General features: G+C 53.8%; 16 protein-coding genes. 10 read left to right on the forward strand and 6 right to left on the reverse strand.

Annotated features, from left to right (window positions below; genetic code table 11):
• Positions 1 to 526: 526 nt before the first annotated feature.
• Together V6575_RS02050 and V6575_RS02055 are read right to left on the reverse strand one after the other, a co-directional pair.
• A complete protein-coding gene (locus V6575_RS02050) occupies positions 527 to 3,772 on the reverse strand; it encodes a tetratricopeptide repeat protein (RefSeq protein WP_340272345.1) in 3,246 nt (1,081 codons plus the stop codon).
• Positions 3,773 to 3,829: 57 nt separating this feature from the next.
• Positions 3,830 to 4,417: a hypothetical protein gene (locus tag V6575_RS02055; RefSeq protein ID WP_340272347.1), complete on the reverse strand. Its 588-nt coding sequence runs from the start codon at positions 4,415 to 4,417 to the stop codon at positions 3,830 to 3,832.
• Positions 4,418 to 4,439: 22 nt separating this feature from the next.
• Here V6575_RS02055 and V6575_RS02060 point away from each other — a divergent pair, with 22 nt between their 5' ends.
• The 8 genes from V6575_RS02060 to V6575_RS02095 all read left to right on the forward strand — a co-directional run bounded on the left by V6575_RS02060 (position 4,440) and on the right by V6575_RS02095 (position 10,934).
• Positions 4,440 to 5,009 (forward strand): hypothetical protein, encoded by a 570-nt coding sequence (locus V6575_RS02060; RefSeq protein WP_340272348.1) that lies wholly within the window; start codon positions 4,440 to 4,442, stop codon positions 5,007 to 5,009.
• Between the two features lie 170 nt (positions 5,010 to 5,179).
• Positions 5,180 to 6,460, forward strand: a complete 1,281-nt coding sequence (locus V6575_RS02065; protein WP_340272349.1) for a hypothetical protein — start codon at positions 5,180 to 5,182, stop codon at positions 6,458 to 6,460.
• An 11-nt stretch (positions 6,461 to 6,471) separates the two neighbouring features.
• Entirely contained in the window at positions 6,472 to 7,392 is a 921-nt protein-coding gene (locus V6575_RS02070; RefSeq protein WP_340272350.1) for a hypothetical protein, read from the forward strand.
• Between the two features lie 125 nt (positions 7,393 to 7,517).
• On the forward strand, positions 7,518 to 9,485 hold the full coding sequence (locus tag V6575_RS02075; protein WP_340272352.1) for a type IV secretory system conjugative DNA transfer family protein: 1,968 nt from the start codon (positions 7,518 to 7,520) through the stop codon (positions 9,483 to 9,485).
• A gap of 125 nt (positions 9,486 to 9,610) precedes the next feature.
• Positions 9,611 to 9,829, forward strand: coding sequence for a hypothetical protein (locus V6575_RS02080; protein WP_340272353.1), 219 nt, complete (start codon positions 9,611 to 9,613; stop codon positions 9,827 to 9,829).
• A 45-nt stretch (positions 9,830 to 9,874) separates the two neighbouring features.
• Positions 9,875 to 10,222: a hypothetical protein gene (locus V6575_RS02085; RefSeq protein WP_340272354.1), complete on the forward strand. Its 348-nt coding sequence runs from the start codon at positions 9,875 to 9,877 to the stop codon at positions 10,220 to 10,222.
• 44 nt (positions 10,223 to 10,266) lie between these two features.
• The gene (locus tag V6575_RS02090; protein WP_340272356.1) at positions 10,267 to 10,527 is read left to right on the forward strand and encodes a hypothetical protein; all 261 of its coding nucleotides are present in this window, start codon (positions 10,267 to 10,269) and stop codon (positions 10,525 to 10,527) included.
• Positions 10,528 to 10,574: 47 nt separating this feature from the next.
• Positions 10,575 to 10,934: a hypothetical protein gene (locus tag V6575_RS02095; RefSeq protein WP_340272357.1), complete on the forward strand. Its 360-nt coding sequence runs from the start codon at positions 10,575 to 10,577 to the stop codon at positions 10,932 to 10,934.
• Between the two features lie 277 nt (positions 10,935 to 11,211).
• On the opposite strand, the gene V6575_RS02100 is transcribed toward V6575_RS02095, so the two are convergent.
• Positions 11,212 to 11,952 carry an SDR family oxidoreductase gene (locus V6575_RS02100; RefSeq protein WP_340272359.1) on the reverse strand — a complete coding sequence of 247 codons (741 nt, stop codon included), beginning with the start codon at positions 11,950 to 11,952 and terminating at the stop codon, positions 11,212 to 11,214.
• Between the two features lie 115 nt (positions 11,953 to 12,067).
• Between V6575_RS02100 and V6575_RS02105 the strand changes: the two genes are divergently transcribed.
• On the forward strand, positions 12,068 to 12,955 hold the full coding sequence (locus V6575_RS02105; protein WP_340272360.1) for a LysR family transcriptional regulator: 888 nt from the start codon (positions 12,068 to 12,070) through the stop codon (positions 12,953 to 12,955).
• 68 nt (positions 12,956 to 13,023) lie between these two features.
• Here V6575_RS02105 and V6575_RS02110 read toward each other — a convergent pair whose 3' ends face one another.
• Positions 13,024 to 13,932 (reverse strand): LysR family transcriptional regulator, encoded by a 909-nt coding sequence (locus tag V6575_RS02110; RefSeq protein ID WP_340272361.1) that lies wholly within the window; start codon positions 13,930 to 13,932, stop codon positions 13,024 to 13,026.
• Positions 13,933 to 14,048: 116 nt separating this feature from the next.
• Here V6575_RS02110 and V6575_RS02115 point away from each other — a divergent pair, with 116 nt between their 5' ends.
• Positions 14,049 to 14,912, forward strand: a complete 864-nt coding sequence (locus V6575_RS02115; protein ID WP_340272362.1) for an SDR family oxidoreductase — start codon at positions 14,049 to 14,051, stop codon at positions 14,910 to 14,912.
• Positions 14,913 to 15,220: 308 nt separating this feature from the next.
• Here the strand turns inward: V6575_RS02115 and V6575_RS02120 are convergent, their stop codons facing one another.
• Positions 15,221 to 15,472, reverse strand: coding sequence for a helix-turn-helix domain-containing protein (locus V6575_RS02120; protein WP_340272363.1), 252 nt, complete (start codon positions 15,470 to 15,472; stop codon positions 15,221 to 15,223).
• Positions 15,472 to 16,095, reverse strand: coding sequence for a tyrosine-type recombinase/integrase (locus V6575_RS02125; RefSeq protein ID WP_340272364.1), 624 nt, complete (start codon positions 16,093 to 16,095; stop codon positions 15,472 to 15,474). Before V6575_RS02125 ends, V6575_RS02120 begins: the two co-directional genes overlap by 1 nt.
• Between the last annotated feature and the right edge of the window lie 65 nt (positions 16,096 to 16,160).

A 16,160-nucleotide genomic window follows, 5' to 3' on the forward strand; every position in this document is an offset into this window, starting at 1 on the left:
CTTTGGATACACATCGGGCCAAGATGAAAAACGACAAGCAGCGAAGTTATCCGCATTCACGTTGCAGTAGTCGGGGTTCAGCGTCGATACGCTGGCGCTCATCCAATCTGCGCAAGGTTGGTCAGGCTTCCAAGGGGCACGAAGGCTCTTTGGTCGGTGGGATGGCTCCAAGGTAAGGGCAGCGCGAAAGCTCCCTTCCTGGTCTCGATGAAATCGTCTCCATGAAATGGTCATGGGGGTATCGGTGGGAGCAGGACCGCTCCCCCGATTGGAGATCGAACGGCCAGACGTTTGTGCATGGTTCGGAGCAGGTGGAGAGGCACGTCTCCAAGCCCTGCGAGTGTTTGACCGGCGATACGGTCTACTGGCTCTGAAATGGGTTCGAGACCCTGGAAGAGCCACGGCTAGAGGGTCCACGGGAGAGCGCAGCGTCTCCCTGGCAAGATTGGTGTTGTAGTACAACACACATCTTGCCTTCAGCGCTATTGGCAAAGTTCTGCTATCAAAGGAGAAGACGTACCCGATTCTAAAGTTTAAAACCCTCCGACCAATTTAAGCCGTATGAGAAGGTGTAGGCACTGAGCTGAAAATCATCTGTTGGCGGCGAAACATCAACCGGCCCAATGGAAAAGGGCGCTGGAGGTCGAAGAAATTTCGAATCTGCTGGCACGGCCATTGTCTGGCAGAGCTGCATATATTTCAAGTGCAGACGGTCAGATACCTTCCGGTACCACTCAGCGTCCAACCAAGAAAAAGCCTGAGCTTTCTCCATGATACTGACTATGATTTCGTGCGCGTCTCCGACACGGTTCAAATCCACCAAATATTCGCACTGCTTTTCTTGAAACGCGCAAAGCTTCTTTATATGCCTTTCTGGCTCTGCCGCTTGCAGCTTTTCGAGCGTCGCGACCGCCTCAGCATTTGCCACCAAGGCGGAGTCCACCTTAGTCAAGGCAAAGAGATTGACGGCCTTCAAGTGCAGAAAATCTGCAAGCATTCCAGACACTATATTTTGCGCGCCTTTCGGGACATCGGGCTTTTCGGGGAAAAGCTCCAAAGCTTCGTTAACAGTGAGAACCGCGTCATCATGCAAGTTGGCCAAGTATTGTGCTGTGGCCTTGTTATTCATTGCTTGGGCAAGTTGCCAATTTGTGGCGTCACCACTCGAACCCAAAACAGAACGATAGTTTTCTTCGGCCTCTTTAGCGGCAACAATGGCCTCTTGAAACCGTTCCAAGCGCATCAAGGCGTATGAGCGATTGAGCTCTATCAGAGCCAATTGCGGTCGAAAAACGACGGGGTGTAATGCGGCTATCGGCTCACAGAGTTTTCCTGCCTCCCTCAGTGCGTCCAGACTTTTATCATACGATCCAATTGAATCCAGCGTCGCCCCCCTATTCAGTAGAGCCTGAATCAACATCGGCTTGTAACGGCTCCCATTGCCCTCGGAGAGCTCCTTGAAAATCTCGATTGAGCCACCAATTGCTTCGAGCGCTTGCTCATGTCTGCCAGCCTGTAACAAGAACCTATTCTGGTTGAGGCTGGATACTCCGATTGCTTCTTTCACCGTGCCTGGGCGAAGGCGATCCACTTCCTTCAGTAATCTTATTGCTTCCGCGCTGTAGGAAACTGCCTTTTCTAAACGTTCCGTCTCGGTATAGATTGCCGCGAATGTATCCAATGTCGCGGCATAATCTTCCGCATACCGTTCAGGGTTCTTCCGAAACAACTTTTCAAAATACTGAGCGGAATCATAAATCGCCCACTCGGCATGCTCCAGATGTCCGATCTTGTAAAGTGCATTGCATTGATACCGATAGAGCAACCCGAGACTTGCATGAATTTCATCGTTCCCGTCGCCGTCCAGAGCTTGAAATCTGTCAATACCCTCTTCAATAACGGAAAGCGCGTCTGAGTTTGCACCATGCGCAATCAGAGCATTTGCTTTACGAAGCAACAGGGCCGCTCGCGTAGGGTCGGGTTGATTGAGCGCCAAGAGCCTATCGCATAACGCTACTACAAATTTTGCTGAGAATGTCGATGTGGGCCGATACGCAATCCTGTAGAGCGGAGTTAAAAGCTTGGGTTGTGTATCCAACATTGCTATCGAAACTTGTTCAACCGCCCGACCTGCCTCAACGTCAAAAGACGCAATGTCCGCGATCACGCGCGCTAGGATATCTCCAAAATCCTCCTTGGCCTCTGCCGCCGCAGGTGCCATCCACCCGGCAAGCCCTGGCGGTGGGTCATTCAAGTTCAAGGCCTTCGTCAAGAACGCTGCCGCGGGCAAGTCCGGCTCGATCCGTACTAGATGCCCAGGCTGCGTGGCTGTTGGTTTTCGCCAAAACGGCGTGGCCTGAACGGCCTCCAAGAGGTGGTTGCCAGTCTTTCCTTCACAAATGCCACTCTCACCCAACTCGTGAATGGTATCTTTTCCGAGACCGGTCGGAGTGAGAAGCGATAGCGCCAAGAGCTTTTCGAGAGCGTTCTGTCTCCCCAAGTCTCGCTCAGAATATGATCGCACCCGCCTCAGCTCGAAATCGGCCAGCGCGGACAGAACCTCTTTGTCGTTCAGCGAAAACGCGCGATCTGGAAACAGTACCGCGTGGACCGAGGCGGCCACGACATTCAATGGCAGTCTATGAACAGGGTCATAATTAAGCCAGTCGGGAAGAAATTTCGCCCTTATTTTCCCCCGCCGCCCGATACGCCCCGGATAATTTTCCATCACATCGTGCGCAATGGTCTCCGCATCTTCAAAATCGAGGTACGGTTTGGCTTCGAGACGAGTTTCCTCAAAGTTCGGGTAACCGGGATCATTCAGGATTTTTAGCCAACTCTGCCGATCCTGACGCGATACGAGAATAATTCGGATCGGACGATCATACTCCGTACCCTCGGCTGCAGACTTTAAGATGGCTTTGACCTCAGCAGTGCGCTCCTCCGGATAGTCAATAATCAACGCCACACCGTTGCCTGCGCCATTATAGACCGCGCCGTCCAGATTGCTTGGAAGAAAATCACCGTGCCATAGTTTGTCTTCGTCGTGAACCAATCTGGTAACCACGTGGGCGGCGAGGCGCGTTTTACCGGAACCTCCTGGGCCGCTGATCAGCATGACTTTCGCTCGATTTGATGTATCATCAAGCGCCCAAGCCATGAGCCGCTTGTGCTCTTCAGACCTGCCAAGGAGGATTGAAAGGCGCGCGCGCCAATGAAGCGCTGCGTAGACATTTGGGATTCCATCTTCAGTCAGTGTTGCCGGGAAATGTTGGTCGATTTTGAGCGGTTGAAGATTGGCGGCGCTTCCGAGTGAAATACTGATCGGACCAAGTCGAGCAATTTGGACGGGTGGAAGGTGACTTGGGCGTGGAATGCCCAACCGGATCATGTCGCGCACAAATTCGTCATAGAAGCTTCTGCCAAATAGTTTTTGGCTAATGCGCTCACCGTAATGTGGATCATCAGCTGAAAACAAGGAATAATAGTAGAACCAATGGCCGTATTTAGCGTCAGCTCTATACTCGTCCGGCCTGTCTGCTCGACGTTTCTTCATGTCTCGAATGCGTTCTTGAAAGTCTTCATTCGGCGGCGCACTGTGCGAGCCGATAGCTTCATATGCGGCCATCATGATGAGGTGACACACGTCAGGTGAAAGACCTGTGCCGTGTTTGTTGTTTGCAAACGCTAGAATCTCTGGATGAACAGCGTCGAAGAGATTGTTTTTAGTAACTTTTTTGATCAAAGACAAAAAACGAGAGTATGCTAGCAATACAAACCGCCCTCACTCTGAAGCTCAAGGACATCGTTCTATCATCTTGAGCAGTGGTCAAGGGGTAAGATCCAACGCGGCGGTTGGTTCGGAAACTTTCTGGCCATTAATATAGTATTGTGACGAAATAACTTCAGCATTGTCATTGTATTCGATCACGGCTGGACCATTCTCGCGATGCAGTTTCCCATACTGGTAATATTTGGCGATAGTTAGATCACCTGTGTTTCGGTCAAAAGCCATGATAGCTGGGAGGTCGTAGTCGCGGTGGAGGTTTCCGCCAATGAAATATTCGAGACAAATAACTGCTCCATTTTTCCTATCCCGAGCAATAGTTGCTGGCTTATCGCCATCACGCCAAGTCATTCCATTCCGGCAATACTCCTCATCATAGGTAATACCGGAGTCTTCATCAATGCTAATACGGGCGGGAAAGTCCTCATTTCGATGCACTCCATATCCAATTTCTTCGCACCATACAGAATATAGCAACTTCCCCGATTCCGGGCTGAACGTTTCAAGTGCCGGGCCTCCCTGGCGATAGATATCATTACTATTGCGAGGACACCATTTGCGCTCCAACAAGCGCCCTTGATCGTCAAGTTTCTCTTCTACCCGGTACTCTATAAAATTAGAACTATTCACATATAGATATTATCATATCTATATGATTTTCATCAACTATTTTAATAGTCACGTCTTTACCCATTCCATACCGGCGCTTTACCTAGGAGCTTTCGATTTACTCCATCTCAGAGCTCAGGCGGCTGGACGGACCACCGCTAAGGGGCTTCGGGTGGCCACCCTTCATCAAATTTTGTTGGAGGGTTCCGAGATGGAATTCGAAGGACTTGCTGTTCAGGCGCTGCCTGAGCGCCTGATGAAAACACCTGCTTTTGTGCAGGCCCTCGCACACAGGATCGTTGATCTTGGCATGTCAGGTGACGAAACCGTAGACTTTGTTCTGGGGACGATCTTCGACTTTGTGTCGAAAGGCGGCGTCTTGCTCGATGCCAAGGGTGAAGAGATTGGCATTGACGACATCATCGAATGCTTTTCCGAAGAGCCGCGCCGCTGGGTTAACTCGACAAAGAAATGGGCAAGCAAGCCCCCGAAGCAGCGGCTTCAGCAGCGCTGTGTGGCGCGCGTGACGTTTATCTATTTAGCCTTCCAAATTGTCGATGAAAACTTCGTTTCCTTTCCCAAATCGACGGGAGAGAAAAGCCAAGCCGCGTGACAAATCGAAAATTCGTCACTACTCAACCGGCCCAGAAATGGGCTGGTTTTTTTTGTGCCCGGACAACTTCCGCCCAGCCTAAGGCCACGCTCTCACCCGCCATCGGTCAAGCCTTCCAGTCTCATACCAGTGCACGAATTCCCCGTGCATCCAACCAATGGAGGCATTGTATGGGCAACGACACGCTGACGAAATCTACCACCGACACCGTGCTTGGCAGTGGGATCGAAAGTGCGCTGCAGGAGTGGATCAGGCCACGCTCTCAGGAGCTAACCGAAATGATCAGCGACCTCAGGGCGCGGGTTGACGATCTTGGCACCCGTACTGAGGAAGTGGCGGCACTTTCCGCGTCCGATGTCGCCGCACGCGCCGCCGCCGAAATTACGGCGGAAGCGGACACAGCCGCCGCCAACATTCTCGCAAAAGGAGAGGAACGCAGCCAAGCAAGACAGTATCAGGCCGCCTTTCAGCTCCAGCACAATTTACCGCGCCCGCCGCAGGTGCCGGATATCGTAAACAGCGTCATTCTGCTTTTGTTTGCGATCCTTATTGAAGGAATCGCAACGGCAGCTTTTTTTCTCGGTGGTGGCTTCGTGGCCGGTGCAGGCGAAGCCTTGGCGCTCGGCCTGACTATCAGCGGGGTGAACACCCTGACCTCAGCGGGCATTGGGGGGTTTCTTTGCGGGCGGTACTGGAACTACGGGCTGAAGTGCCGGGAACCGGACGCCGCGATGGCAATCAAGCGTTGGACGGCGCGTGTCGGCGCGACCCTCACTGTTTGCGCGATAGGCGGTTTGCTCATCGCGTCCGGGATCGTGCGCGCAACCGGCGAGACTGACCACCTGAGCTTTTCTCTGGAAACCATCGGTGCGGCTGCAACCAACTTTCATTCCCTGATGCTCTGGGCAATCGGTGCTTGCTTCGCCATTCTCTCCTGGAGAAAGGGAATGACGGCGTTTTCAGACGCTTATCCGGGCTTCAGCGCCGCATCCAAAGCCGTCACAACGGCCACCGAAGAGACAAAGCTTCTTCATCACAATGGCCTCTCAGAAATCGATACCGTTTACGAAGAAGCCATCGAGCAAATCGCAGAAATTGGCGATGAGATTGACGATGCACGCGCAGACCGTCGTGAAGAACGGCGTGCCCTTGTTCACGAACGCGAACACCTGATCGGCAAGATATCCGGCCTTGCCGATGACTTCCTGGCGTTTCGCGCCGGACAAATCGGCCAGTACGAAGCCATCACCGGCAGAAAACCAGCTGATGTGAATATGGCTCCCATCGATACCGCAAAGCTGACCGCTTTGTTGCCGGAAATTCCCAAAGATACGCCCAATCGGAATTCCGGCTCCGCCGATAGTCGAAAGCAGGCTGTCGCGGATCTGTCCACTGCGCGCAGCAAGAGCATTGAAGCGGTCAATACCGCCTATCAGCAATCCCTCAAGTGAAGGAGGTCACAATGAGCATCAACAAAAAGCGCAGAGGCCGGAACAAACGCGGGCGCGCCAGTCCGAATGGTTCGAGGACTTGGTTCAAAATCGCAGCCGCTGGCGTCGCGACCGCTGGAACGGTCGGCGTTGTTGGCTTTCTGGCCATGAAGGATGCCAGCTATGTTCAGGCAGATGCAAACGGGTGCTACCCTGGCGTTCAGGCCCATACGGTGGCTCTGATTGACTCGTCAGAGCCACGTTGGGACGCGGCTCAAACGCGTGATCTCAACGCCGTGTTCGACAACCTTCTCAGCGGTGGTATGCGCTTCAACGAGCGGCTTTCCATCGTCACAACGGAAGAGGGCCAGATCGGTGCCGTCGCCCATCCCGTCGCGAGCCTTTGCCAGCCCGCGACCACGCCCGCTGACCTGGCGCGCGTTGGCGCGAAATCTGCAACACTGGCATTCGTCCAAAAGCAAGCAGAGCATTTTCGCGAAACCGTTATTGAACCGGTGCTTACCGCTGTGCTTGATCCAAGCCCCGAGAATGCCGCACGTCGTCAGGAGCGGGAAAGCCCGATCCTGGAACAAATTCAATCCGTATCCCGGATGACTGAATTCCGTGAGGATGTTCAGGAACGCCATTTGATCCTCGTTAGTGACCTGCTTCAGTCAACGGTAGAGATGCAGGCGTGTGTGCGACAAGGGGATTTGCCGTCTTTCGAGCATTTCAAGACGACGGAGTATTTCGACCGGATAAAGCCGTATTCACTGCGCGGCGTGCGCGTCACGGTCTACATGCTCATTCGCGGTGGCTATGGCGGCGAATATCTTCCCTTCTGCTCGGAAGACGAGCTGACGGATTTCTACCGCGCCTATTTCGAAGATGCGGGTGCATCTTCGGTCGAAATCATCCGCCTCCGCATGGGCCGCCCGGTCTCAAGCCAGTAATCACACGAATACCTGGAAAAGGGAGGTTTCTCCCAACCTTCGCCCGCACGAAGAAAGCAAATGTTTGATCCACTAAGGGCGCTTTGCACAACGCAAAGCGCCTATTTTACATGAGGGGAACACACATGGCGAAACAACAGAACGGACAACCCGGCCCTCTGAAGCGGCTCGTTGGTATCTGTATTGTCGTTTATCTGCTGATAACTTGGCCCATCACATCTTATTCCAGCCCCTTGCATATGGGCCTTTGGTATCTCGGTTCGATAACGACCATAGTCAGCGCCTTGCAGATGCTACCTGATTTCCTCCGAGCCGTTGGAACCTTTACAAAACTCCATCGTGCACTTGGCAAAAAGGGCCGTATTCTCAATGCCGGTTTCATGACGGAAGAAGAAATAAGAGCGAAGAAGCTCCACAAACAAAATAAAGGCAGCCGCTTCATTGGTATTGTAGGTGGATTTCCACTTTGGCTTTGGACAGAAACCCACCACCTTATCATTGGTCCTGCAGGAAGTTGGAAAACAAGCGCTGCTATCATCAACTTCCTGATGAGTTGCGTCCACAGCGCACTTATTACGGATATTAAAGGCGAGTTGTGGGAAACAACGCGCAAATTCCGAGAAGCGATGGGACATCGCTGCCTTAAGGTTGATCCTACGGACCCTGAAAATAGTGTCAAAATCAATCCCCTGGACATCATTCGTGCATTTTCCGAGGCCGCAAGCCCGGCGGCGCTGACCTACGCACGTGGCATGGCTCTACAGCTCTATCCTGACCCTCAAGGCGGTGGTGGGGCCAACGATGTCTTTTATAAAGGCGCAAGAAACCTGGTTGTCACGGTCATCTTCGCCGTCATCACGGTTTTCCCACGCCCGCACCAGAACCTCGCCATGGTGTATCGCGCTCTCAGCGATCTTGACGTTTTACATGATTTGCTAGACGCGGCATCCAAGTCGTCATCGTTGAATGGCGAAATTGCCGATATGGCCCGATCTGCTTATCAGATGGCTTTTGGCGAAGGCGGCAACGCCAAAAATTTCGAGTCTTTCAGGATCAATGCCCTTCAGGCATTGGAAGCGTTTGGCCCCGGAAATTATCTCGCCGCCATTACATCGGAAACGACGCTCCAATTCTCCGAGCTGAAAGAAGGGCCGGTATCGCTCTATATTCTGATTGATTACGCCAATAGCTCGGTATTGGGACAGTTTGCCGGACTTCTGCAATGGATGGCCGCCGATGCAATGGTTCGCGCTAAGAACAATAAGCCAGTGATTTTCTACCTTGACGAATTTTGCAATGCCCCGATGCATACGCTTCCCAAAGTGCTGACACTCCTGCGATCAGCAGGGATCAAGGTCGTGATGGCAACCCAGGATTTGGACGACATTGCTCGCGTGTACGGCAAACATGCTTTGACAACTGTGCTTTCCGAGGCTCACATCAAGCAGTTATTGGGCGGAATAAGGTCTTTCGAGACGCTCAAATATCTCTCATCCTACTTGGGCGAGTTCTCTGAGATTTCTTCGTCTTACTCAATGGGCGACGACATTCAGGAAAGCGTCAATAGAACCAATAGGCGCGTTTTGACAGAGGACGAACTGCGCCGTCTGCCATCAGACGCTCAGATCGTCATATATGGCTCAGAACGGCCCATTCTGGCAAAGAAGGTGCAAGTCTTCGCCATCGCTCCGTGGCGGCGGAAGCTCGATGTCAACACGATCTATGGCAACAAGAGAAAACTCTTGCCGGTGGAAGTGAAGGTCGGTTGGTTCAGCACACGCGTGACTGCGCGCGGCCAGCGCCTGTATCGAAAAATGCAACGCGAGGTCATACGCCCCGATAGAGCAAAGCGGCGGCTTCTTGCGCAGCTGTTCACAAGGCTGCTACCAGGTTCTTCCTTGGTTTTGATATTGGCGGCTATCTTTGCAATCGGTGCATTCGGCCTGCCAAATCTACGCTGGGAATACGCCTATCGCGGTTCCGCCCGAGATACGCCCACATCCTATCTTTGGTGCCGCTATATCGGTCCGACAAGCCCCGGAACGCTCCAAGGCCTGCACTGCCCAATAATCCTTTGGCGCAAGTTGCGATGAAAGATGTCAGCCATGTCAGATGAAGAGCCCAAAAACGCTCTGGATATGAGCCCTTGAGAAGAGGTTTGCGGCGGCGGTTCACTCTTCCGCCGCGACAACACATATATACAGCGGAGATGAAGGCGATGTCGGACAACACCCCTCCCACAAAGCAAGAGCTTCTTACCTTGATTGCTGAGCAAAAGGCAGAGCCGGACCTTTCCGGCTTGCCCTACCAAGAGCAACAGGATTTCGTGCTCGATGCGGATCATCCCCTTCGCGCTGAAATGCGCGCTCGCAACAAGACGATCATCAAGGGCATGAAACATCACGGAATGAGCGAAGCCGATCTCGACCTCGATTGAAATTTGCACCCATGGCTCCCGGTTTGGTAAACTGGGGTCATGTTTTTGAAGCTTTTAGACAGAGACCGCGAAGAAGGCCTTCGCACAACAACCCGCAAACTGACGTTCCCGGATAATACGCAACGTGACGTAGAAACCTGGCGGGTCGCCTGGCGCTGGTATGACCACCTTCTTGCCTATGAATATTGCCCCGGTGAGAAAACCATCCTGGCTGATGCGGCCTCTCACGCAAGTGAAACGGGTATGGACCTCGGCGATGCCTTGGCCTCGGTTGTCCAAACGTATGTCCGGTTCATAGAAGCCAATGGCGGCGATGTCACAGATGATGATCTGGACGCATTGATCGCCGGAAAGCTGATGGTCAGGCGCAACGCGCAATCCATCAGTGATTAGGCCCGCCTTCCGCCCATTTTGACAATCCCTACATGGCAAAACGGATGATGATTGATCACCACCCGAAAGCGACCGCTATGTCAGACCGAGAGATCATAACCAAAGAAGGGCTGCTTGCCCTGATTGAGGATCGCAAGAATGACCTGCAACAGAACAGCCACGAATTGACCCCGCCCTGGCTGATGGATCGTAGCGACCCTGAATGGGCGCATATCCGTCAGCGAGAACGACAAATTCGTCGCCAGACGACGCGCCTGAACCAGTCAACCCAGAAGTTCGAAACAGATTTTGACTTGAGCTCGTGAGTGCCTGCAAATTTGCAATATGCCAGCACAATTTGGTATTCTGAAACATGTCAAAACTGGAATATCTGCTGGAAAGAGATCGGGAAGAAGCACTTCGGATATCAACTCGATCTCTAGATTTCCCCGACGGTAAAACCCGCCAAGTGGAGGCCTACCGCGCCGTCTGGCGCTGGTATGACAACCTCATCGCCTACGAGTTCGCGGCTGACGCGCTCGAAATCCTGAAATATGTTCTTTGGACTGTGGAAGATCGCGATATCGATGCCGGGGAAGCCTTCGGACTCGTAGTCGAATATCTCGTCATCGGAACCGAACAACGCGGCGGCGACATCACCGATGACAATCTGGAGCTAGAAATCGCCAACCGCCAAAAAGCGAAATGGAATGCGCGGCGGAAGTCAGGATAAAATGGCAGTGCCTCTGCGCAACGTGCTATCGCTGACGTAGTGTTTCACGAATGGCCGCTTGGAGCCCATTTCGACCGATGCTACGCCAGCGTCCAAAGGCAGCTTTTTCCAATTTACTTGATGAAAAGTAATCGTTTCTATGCTCATTTTCCCTGCTGATCCTTGCGATACCGCCCCTGCGAAATGCCAGAGTATCGCTTGAAGGCCGGCTCAAGTATCGGACTTTATGCATGGCGCTGGAGGCGTATTAAAATGTATACGCCTCCAGTGTGGAGGATCAGATTATGCCGCCGTTTGCACGCAACGTCTGGCCATTGACCCAACCGGCATCTGGTCCTGCAAGAAACGCCACAACATTTGCTATATCCTGCGGTGTCCCCAGCCTTTCCAGCGGTGCCATTTTTGACATGCGATCCACGACCTCCTGTGGCTTGCCGTCTAGGAAAAGCTGCGTTGCTGTTGGGCCAGGGGCGACTGTGTTTACAGTGATCGACCGCCCACGAAGTTCTTTGGCCATAATGCCTGTCATTGTTTCAACGGCCGCTTTTGTCGCAGCATAGACGCCGTAAGTCTCAAGCTTCAATTCAACGACGCTGGTCGATAAGTTCACGATTGCACCGCCATCACGCAGGCGATTTGCGGCTTCGCGCAATAGGTTGAACGTGCCTTTGAAATTGATTGCGACTTGAGTGTCAAAGTGAGCGTCATCGCTATCTGCAATAGGTGCCAATTTCATAATGCCCGCATTGTTGACCAAGATGTCGATCCCGCCAAAGGCTGTTTCTGCGGAGTCGAACATCCGTTTGACAGCGACCGCATCAGACACGTCGGCTTGAGCTGCGATGGCTTTACCGCCCGCTGCTTCGATCTTTTCGACAATTTGATATGCGGCGGCTTCGCTTCCTGCATAGTTGACGATGACATTGAATCCATCCGCTGAAAGCCTCTCGGCTATTGACGCGCCAATCCCACGTGAGGCGCCAGTCACCAATGCTGTTCTGTTTTCGATAGTGGCCATTTTTTGTCCTTTCGCTGATCGGCCCTATGCCGACCTTTTCGGAACAATAGGCATTTCTATAGTTTGGATAATGTGCTATAATCTGTCATCACTATTCTGCATGATCGGATAATAAATGGACCGTCTTGATGCCATGAACGTCTTCGTTCGGATTGTAGAACTGCGAAGTTTTACCAAAGTTGCAACTGATCTGGGGTTGCCAAGATCAACGGTCACAGATGCGATCAAAGCACTTGAGGCCCGATTGGGAGTGAGCCTGCTGCACCGTACGACGAGGGTCGTGCGCCCAACGCTGGATGGTGAAGCATATTATCAACGCTGCCTGTCAATTCTGTCCGAGATTGAAGATGCCGAGGACGCTTTTGCAGGAACTACTCCAAAAGGCCCGCTGCGAATCGAAACCCATGGTGTCCTAGCGCGGCATTTCCTGTTGCCTTCGCTGCCAGACTTCATGGCGCGTTTTCCTAACATTGAGATCCATATCGGAGAAGGAGATCGACTGGTTGATCTGGTCCGCGAAGGCGTGGATTGCGCGATACGGGTGGGTAATCCGGTCGACAGCGACATGACCGGGCGCAAATTGACGGACCTCGAAGAGGTGACCTGCGCGGCCCCAACCTACCTTGAACGGTTCGGCACACCGCAAAACATTGACTCGCTCAAAGGCCACCAGATGGTCGGGTTCCGCTCTAGCGCGACAGGGTCTATCTTGCCGCTCGAATTTGTTCACAATGGTATCCTGCGCACGGTCTCACTCCCGACGCCAATCACTGTAAGCGGCGCCGATACATTGGCACATTGCGCCCGTCTTGGCCTCGGTATTATCCAAAAACCACGCTATTCTGCTGCCGAAGATCTTGCCGCAGGGCGCTTGATCGAACTCCTCAGCGATACACCACCGGCCCCGTCCCCTGTTTCGATCTTTTATCCACGCGACCGATACCTGTCGCCGCGCGTGCGCGTGTTCATTGACTGGGCCGTAAAAGCGTTTTCGCATCAATAGCCACGGAAGATCAGCATATCGACACTCGGCAGTTTCTATAGGCGGATAACGTGCTAGCGAGGGAATGCCTACGCGTCTGCGGGTGTAGCCTGACATATCTCGATAAAGGCCCGCAGGGGTTTGGGAGCAAAGCGGCTCGGATAGTAGAGGTGTGGCCCCTCAATGTAGGGCCACCAACCCGGCAGCACGGGCAACAGCTTTCCACTTTCGAAATCATCGTCCAGCCAGTTGCGGAAGGTATATATGATTCCCATTCCAGCTTGCGCATATCGGAGGCCAGTGTTGAGCGCGCCTACGCTGAGGACAAGCGCGTTTTGGGGTTCCACTTTCACGGACTGTCCTTTGCTTTGCAGCGTCCATGGAAGCAATGGGCCCGCGTCCAACCGGTAGCGGATCGCGTGATGAACGGTCAGGTCTTCAGGAACTTGCGGCCTCCCGTGCGCCTCAAGATAAACCGGCGACGCGGCCATCGCCATTTGTTGCCTGCGCGGCCCGATCGGTATCGAGATCATATCCTGCTCCAGCACGCTGCCGTAGCGAATGCCCGCATCACAGCCTGCCGCAACAATATCGACGAGATCGCTCTCTACCGTGATCTCAACCTCCACATCTGGATGCTGCGCCCGATATGCGGCAAGCAGAGGCGGCAATATATCCGGCATGACCGCCCCGGGCACATTGAGCGTCAACCGCCCCTGTATCTGCCCTCCAAGCGTTGCGACATCCTGACAGGCAGCGTCCACTGCGGATAACAATGGACCCACACGATCCACCAGAAGTTGCCCCGCTTCCGTTAGGTGCTGGCTGCGCGTTGTGCGGCGTAGCACGGGGGTGCCAAGTCGCGATTCTATGCGCGAGACCGTGGTGCTAACCTTTGAGGCTGCTATGCCGAGCCGCTGGGACGCTGCGCGGAAGCCGCCCTCACGGACAACCGCCAGAAGAACGGCGAGATCGTCAGCAGAAACATTGTTCTTCATTGAGAACAGTCCAATCCAATTTAGATACCTTATGCTATACATACAGAACAGTCATCTTGTCAATCATCACCACGTATTGCGCCAACTGGCGCGTTTCAGAAAATGGAGATCGAACAATGCTCATCGTTACAGGCGCCTCGGGAAAACTAGGCGGACTTGTGGTTGAGGCCCTGCAGCGCCTTGTGACAGCAGACCAAATCGGAGTCAGCGTACGTGATCCGGAAAAACTGGCCGATCTCGCGGCGCGTGGTGTACGCGTCAGGCGTGGGGACTATGAAGACGCTGACAGCCTGCGCCACGCGTGGGAAGGAGCCAGCCGAGTACTGCTGGTATCCTCAAATGCAGCAGCCAGTGGGGGTGACCCGCTGCAACAGCACGCAACGGCGATTTCGGTGGCTAAGGAACTGGGTGTCGAACGGCTACTCTATACCAGCCAAGTTTCGGCCAATGAGCAGTCGCATTTCCCGCCTGGGCGCCATCATGCGGCAACGGAGGCTATGTTGGCTGATTCAGGTCTGGCGTGGACCTCCATGCGGCACGGGTTCTACGCGGACAGCGCCATGAGCATGAATGCGCAGGGATTTGCGAATGGCAATTTGGTGGGTCCCGCGGATGGCAAGGTGGCTTGGACGACCCATGAAGACTTGGCTCAAGTCGATGCGCTTTTGCTGGCTGGAAAAGAGACCTTCGAGGGTGTGACACCACCTCTCACCGGCAATGAGGGGCTTGATCTTGCTGACCTCGCGCAGATGGCAAGCGGGGCGACAGGAAGGACAATCAAGCGCCAGATCATCAACGAAGAAGATATGATCGAGAACTTGGGGCGAGCAAACCTACCGGAATCGGTAAAAAGCGTCATTTTGGGTTACTACCGCGCCGCGCAGGCAGGGGAATTCGCAATGGTGGATCCCACACTTGAGCGCCTGCTGGGTCGCAAACCACGCCCGATGCAGAATGTTGTGAAACGGCATCTGGGATGATGATGATGATGATGAACGGTGGAGTTCTTGGAAAGATAATCAACCGGGGACCAAGCACAGTGATCGCATAATCAACCCAAGCCGCCTGATCGTGACCTCAGGCCATCCGACAATTGACACCACCTCGACGGAAGTGACCGTTCAGCGAGAGACTTAAGTGGCTACTTGCACTTCACGCCTCCGTGGATAGCCCTGAACGCCATAGAAAGTCTTGCATCCGCCAAAGCAGCCATTGGCGCAGCCGCAGCAAAGGCACACTTCGTCCGCATAACCGTCATTTAGCCACGCGACAAAAGCCGTCCACGGCGTCAAAAACCTGTGTGGCAAGCTGACGTATCGTCTTCAAAAATATAGCCGACCTCCACCTCTAAATACTCCGCCACCTGATGCAGCGTCGAGGCTGCGATCTTGTTGGTGCCGTTTTCGTATTTCTGCACCTGCGCACAACTGATATTCAGCACCTCGGCAAGGTCCGGCTGGGTCAAGCCCAGCTCGGTTCGTCTTTGCCGGATGCGCCTGCCGATCATCCTGTCGATTTTGGTGATGGGAATTCTCGGCACTACACCCCCCACATTCGGGCTGCGATGGCGCGATCTTCCGGGCCGCTGGCCGCAACGTAGATGGAAGTCGTCTCAAGGCTGGCATGTCCCAGCCATGTTTGCAGCCGGGTTTCCGGCACATGCATAACAGCGGCATGAACGCCAAGCGCATGACGAAGCCCGCGTGCATTGCCTTTGATCCCGCTCAGCCCTGCCGCATCCATGACCGAGCGCACAAGCCGCCAGCCCTTCGTGCGCCCAAACGGCCAGAGCGGCAATGCATGGCCTCCACGCGCAGATGCTTGCGCATCTCGAATTCCATGAACCATGCCGAGCCTTCGCGCAAATTCGGATGGGAGGGGCACAGGCCGGAAATGCTTGCCCTTGAGGCGACCACGCTTTTTAAGGCTGCGGATGATCACCATGCTCTCATCAAGGTCGATGTTGATGGCGGTCAGTGCTAGCGCCTCACTAGGCCGACACCCGGTCCAGTGGATCATCTCACAAAAGGTTCTCTCAGCGGGGTTCTTGATCACGCACAGCGCGGCGAGGAACTTCTTGCGTTCGCTGCTGGTGAGATACTTACGCTCACCAAGCTGACTATAAAGGGACATGCCCTGAAAGGGAGACGGGGTCTTCGACATAGATGATTCCTCCAAAAGTGTTACTCAGCAACGCGAACAGAATTGAGAATTCTGTTTCACGTCGC

This window comes from Roseibium algae (assembly GCF_037783265.1).
Classification (GTDB): domain Bacteria; phylum Pseudomonadota; class Alphaproteobacteria; order Rhizobiales; family Stappiaceae; genus Roseibium; species Roseibium algae.

What these genes read in the sequence shown, in the direction of transcription:
- V6575_RS02105 (WP_340272360.1), top strand. Translation starts at nt 12,068, where the DNA reads ATGGACCGTCTTGATGCCATGAACGTCTTCGTTCGGATTGTAGAACTG.
- V6575_RS02065 (WP_340272349.1), top strand. Translation starts at nt 5,180, where the DNA reads ATGGGCAACGACACGCTGACGAAATCTACCACCGACACCGTGCTTGGC.
- V6575_RS02060 (WP_340272348.1), top strand. Translation starts at nt 4,440, where the DNA reads ATGATTTTCATCAACTATTTTAATAGTCACGTCTTTACCCATTCCATA.
- V6575_RS02090 (WP_340272356.1), top strand. Translation starts at nt 10,267, where the DNA reads ATGATGATTGATCACCACCCGAAAGCGACCGCTATGTCAGACCGAGAG.
- V6575_RS02070 (WP_340272350.1), top strand. Translation starts at nt 6,472, where the DNA reads ATGAGCATCAACAAAAAGCGCAGAGGCCGGAACAAACGCGGGCGCGCC.
- V6575_RS02100 (WP_340272359.1), bottom strand. Translation starts at nt 11,952, where the DNA reads ATGGCCACTATCGAAAACAGAACAGCATTGGTGACTGGCGCCTCACGT.
- V6575_RS02125 (WP_340272364.1), bottom strand. Translation starts at nt 16,095, where the DNA reads ATGTCGAAGACCCCGTCTCCCTTTCAGGGCATGTCCCTTTATAGTCAG.
- V6575_RS02075 (WP_340272352.1), top strand. Translation starts at nt 7,518, where the DNA reads ATGGCGAAACAACAGAACGGACAACCCGGCCCTCTGAAGCGGCTCGTT.
- V6575_RS02115 (WP_340272362.1), top strand. Translation starts at nt 14,049, where the DNA reads ATGCTCATCGTTACAGGCGCCTCGGGAAAACTAGGCGGACTTGTGGTT.
- V6575_RS02110 (WP_340272361.1), bottom strand. Translation starts at nt 13,932, where the DNA reads ATGAAGAACAATGTTTCTGCTGACGATCTCGCCGTTCTTCTGGCGGTT.
- V6575_RS02080 (WP_340272353.1), top strand. Translation starts at nt 9,611, where the DNA reads ATGTCGGACAACACCCCTCCCACAAAGCAAGAGCTTCTTACCTTGATT.
- V6575_RS02095 (WP_340272357.1), top strand. Translation starts at nt 10,575, where the DNA reads ATGTCAAAACTGGAATATCTGCTGGAAAGAGATCGGGAAGAAGCACTT.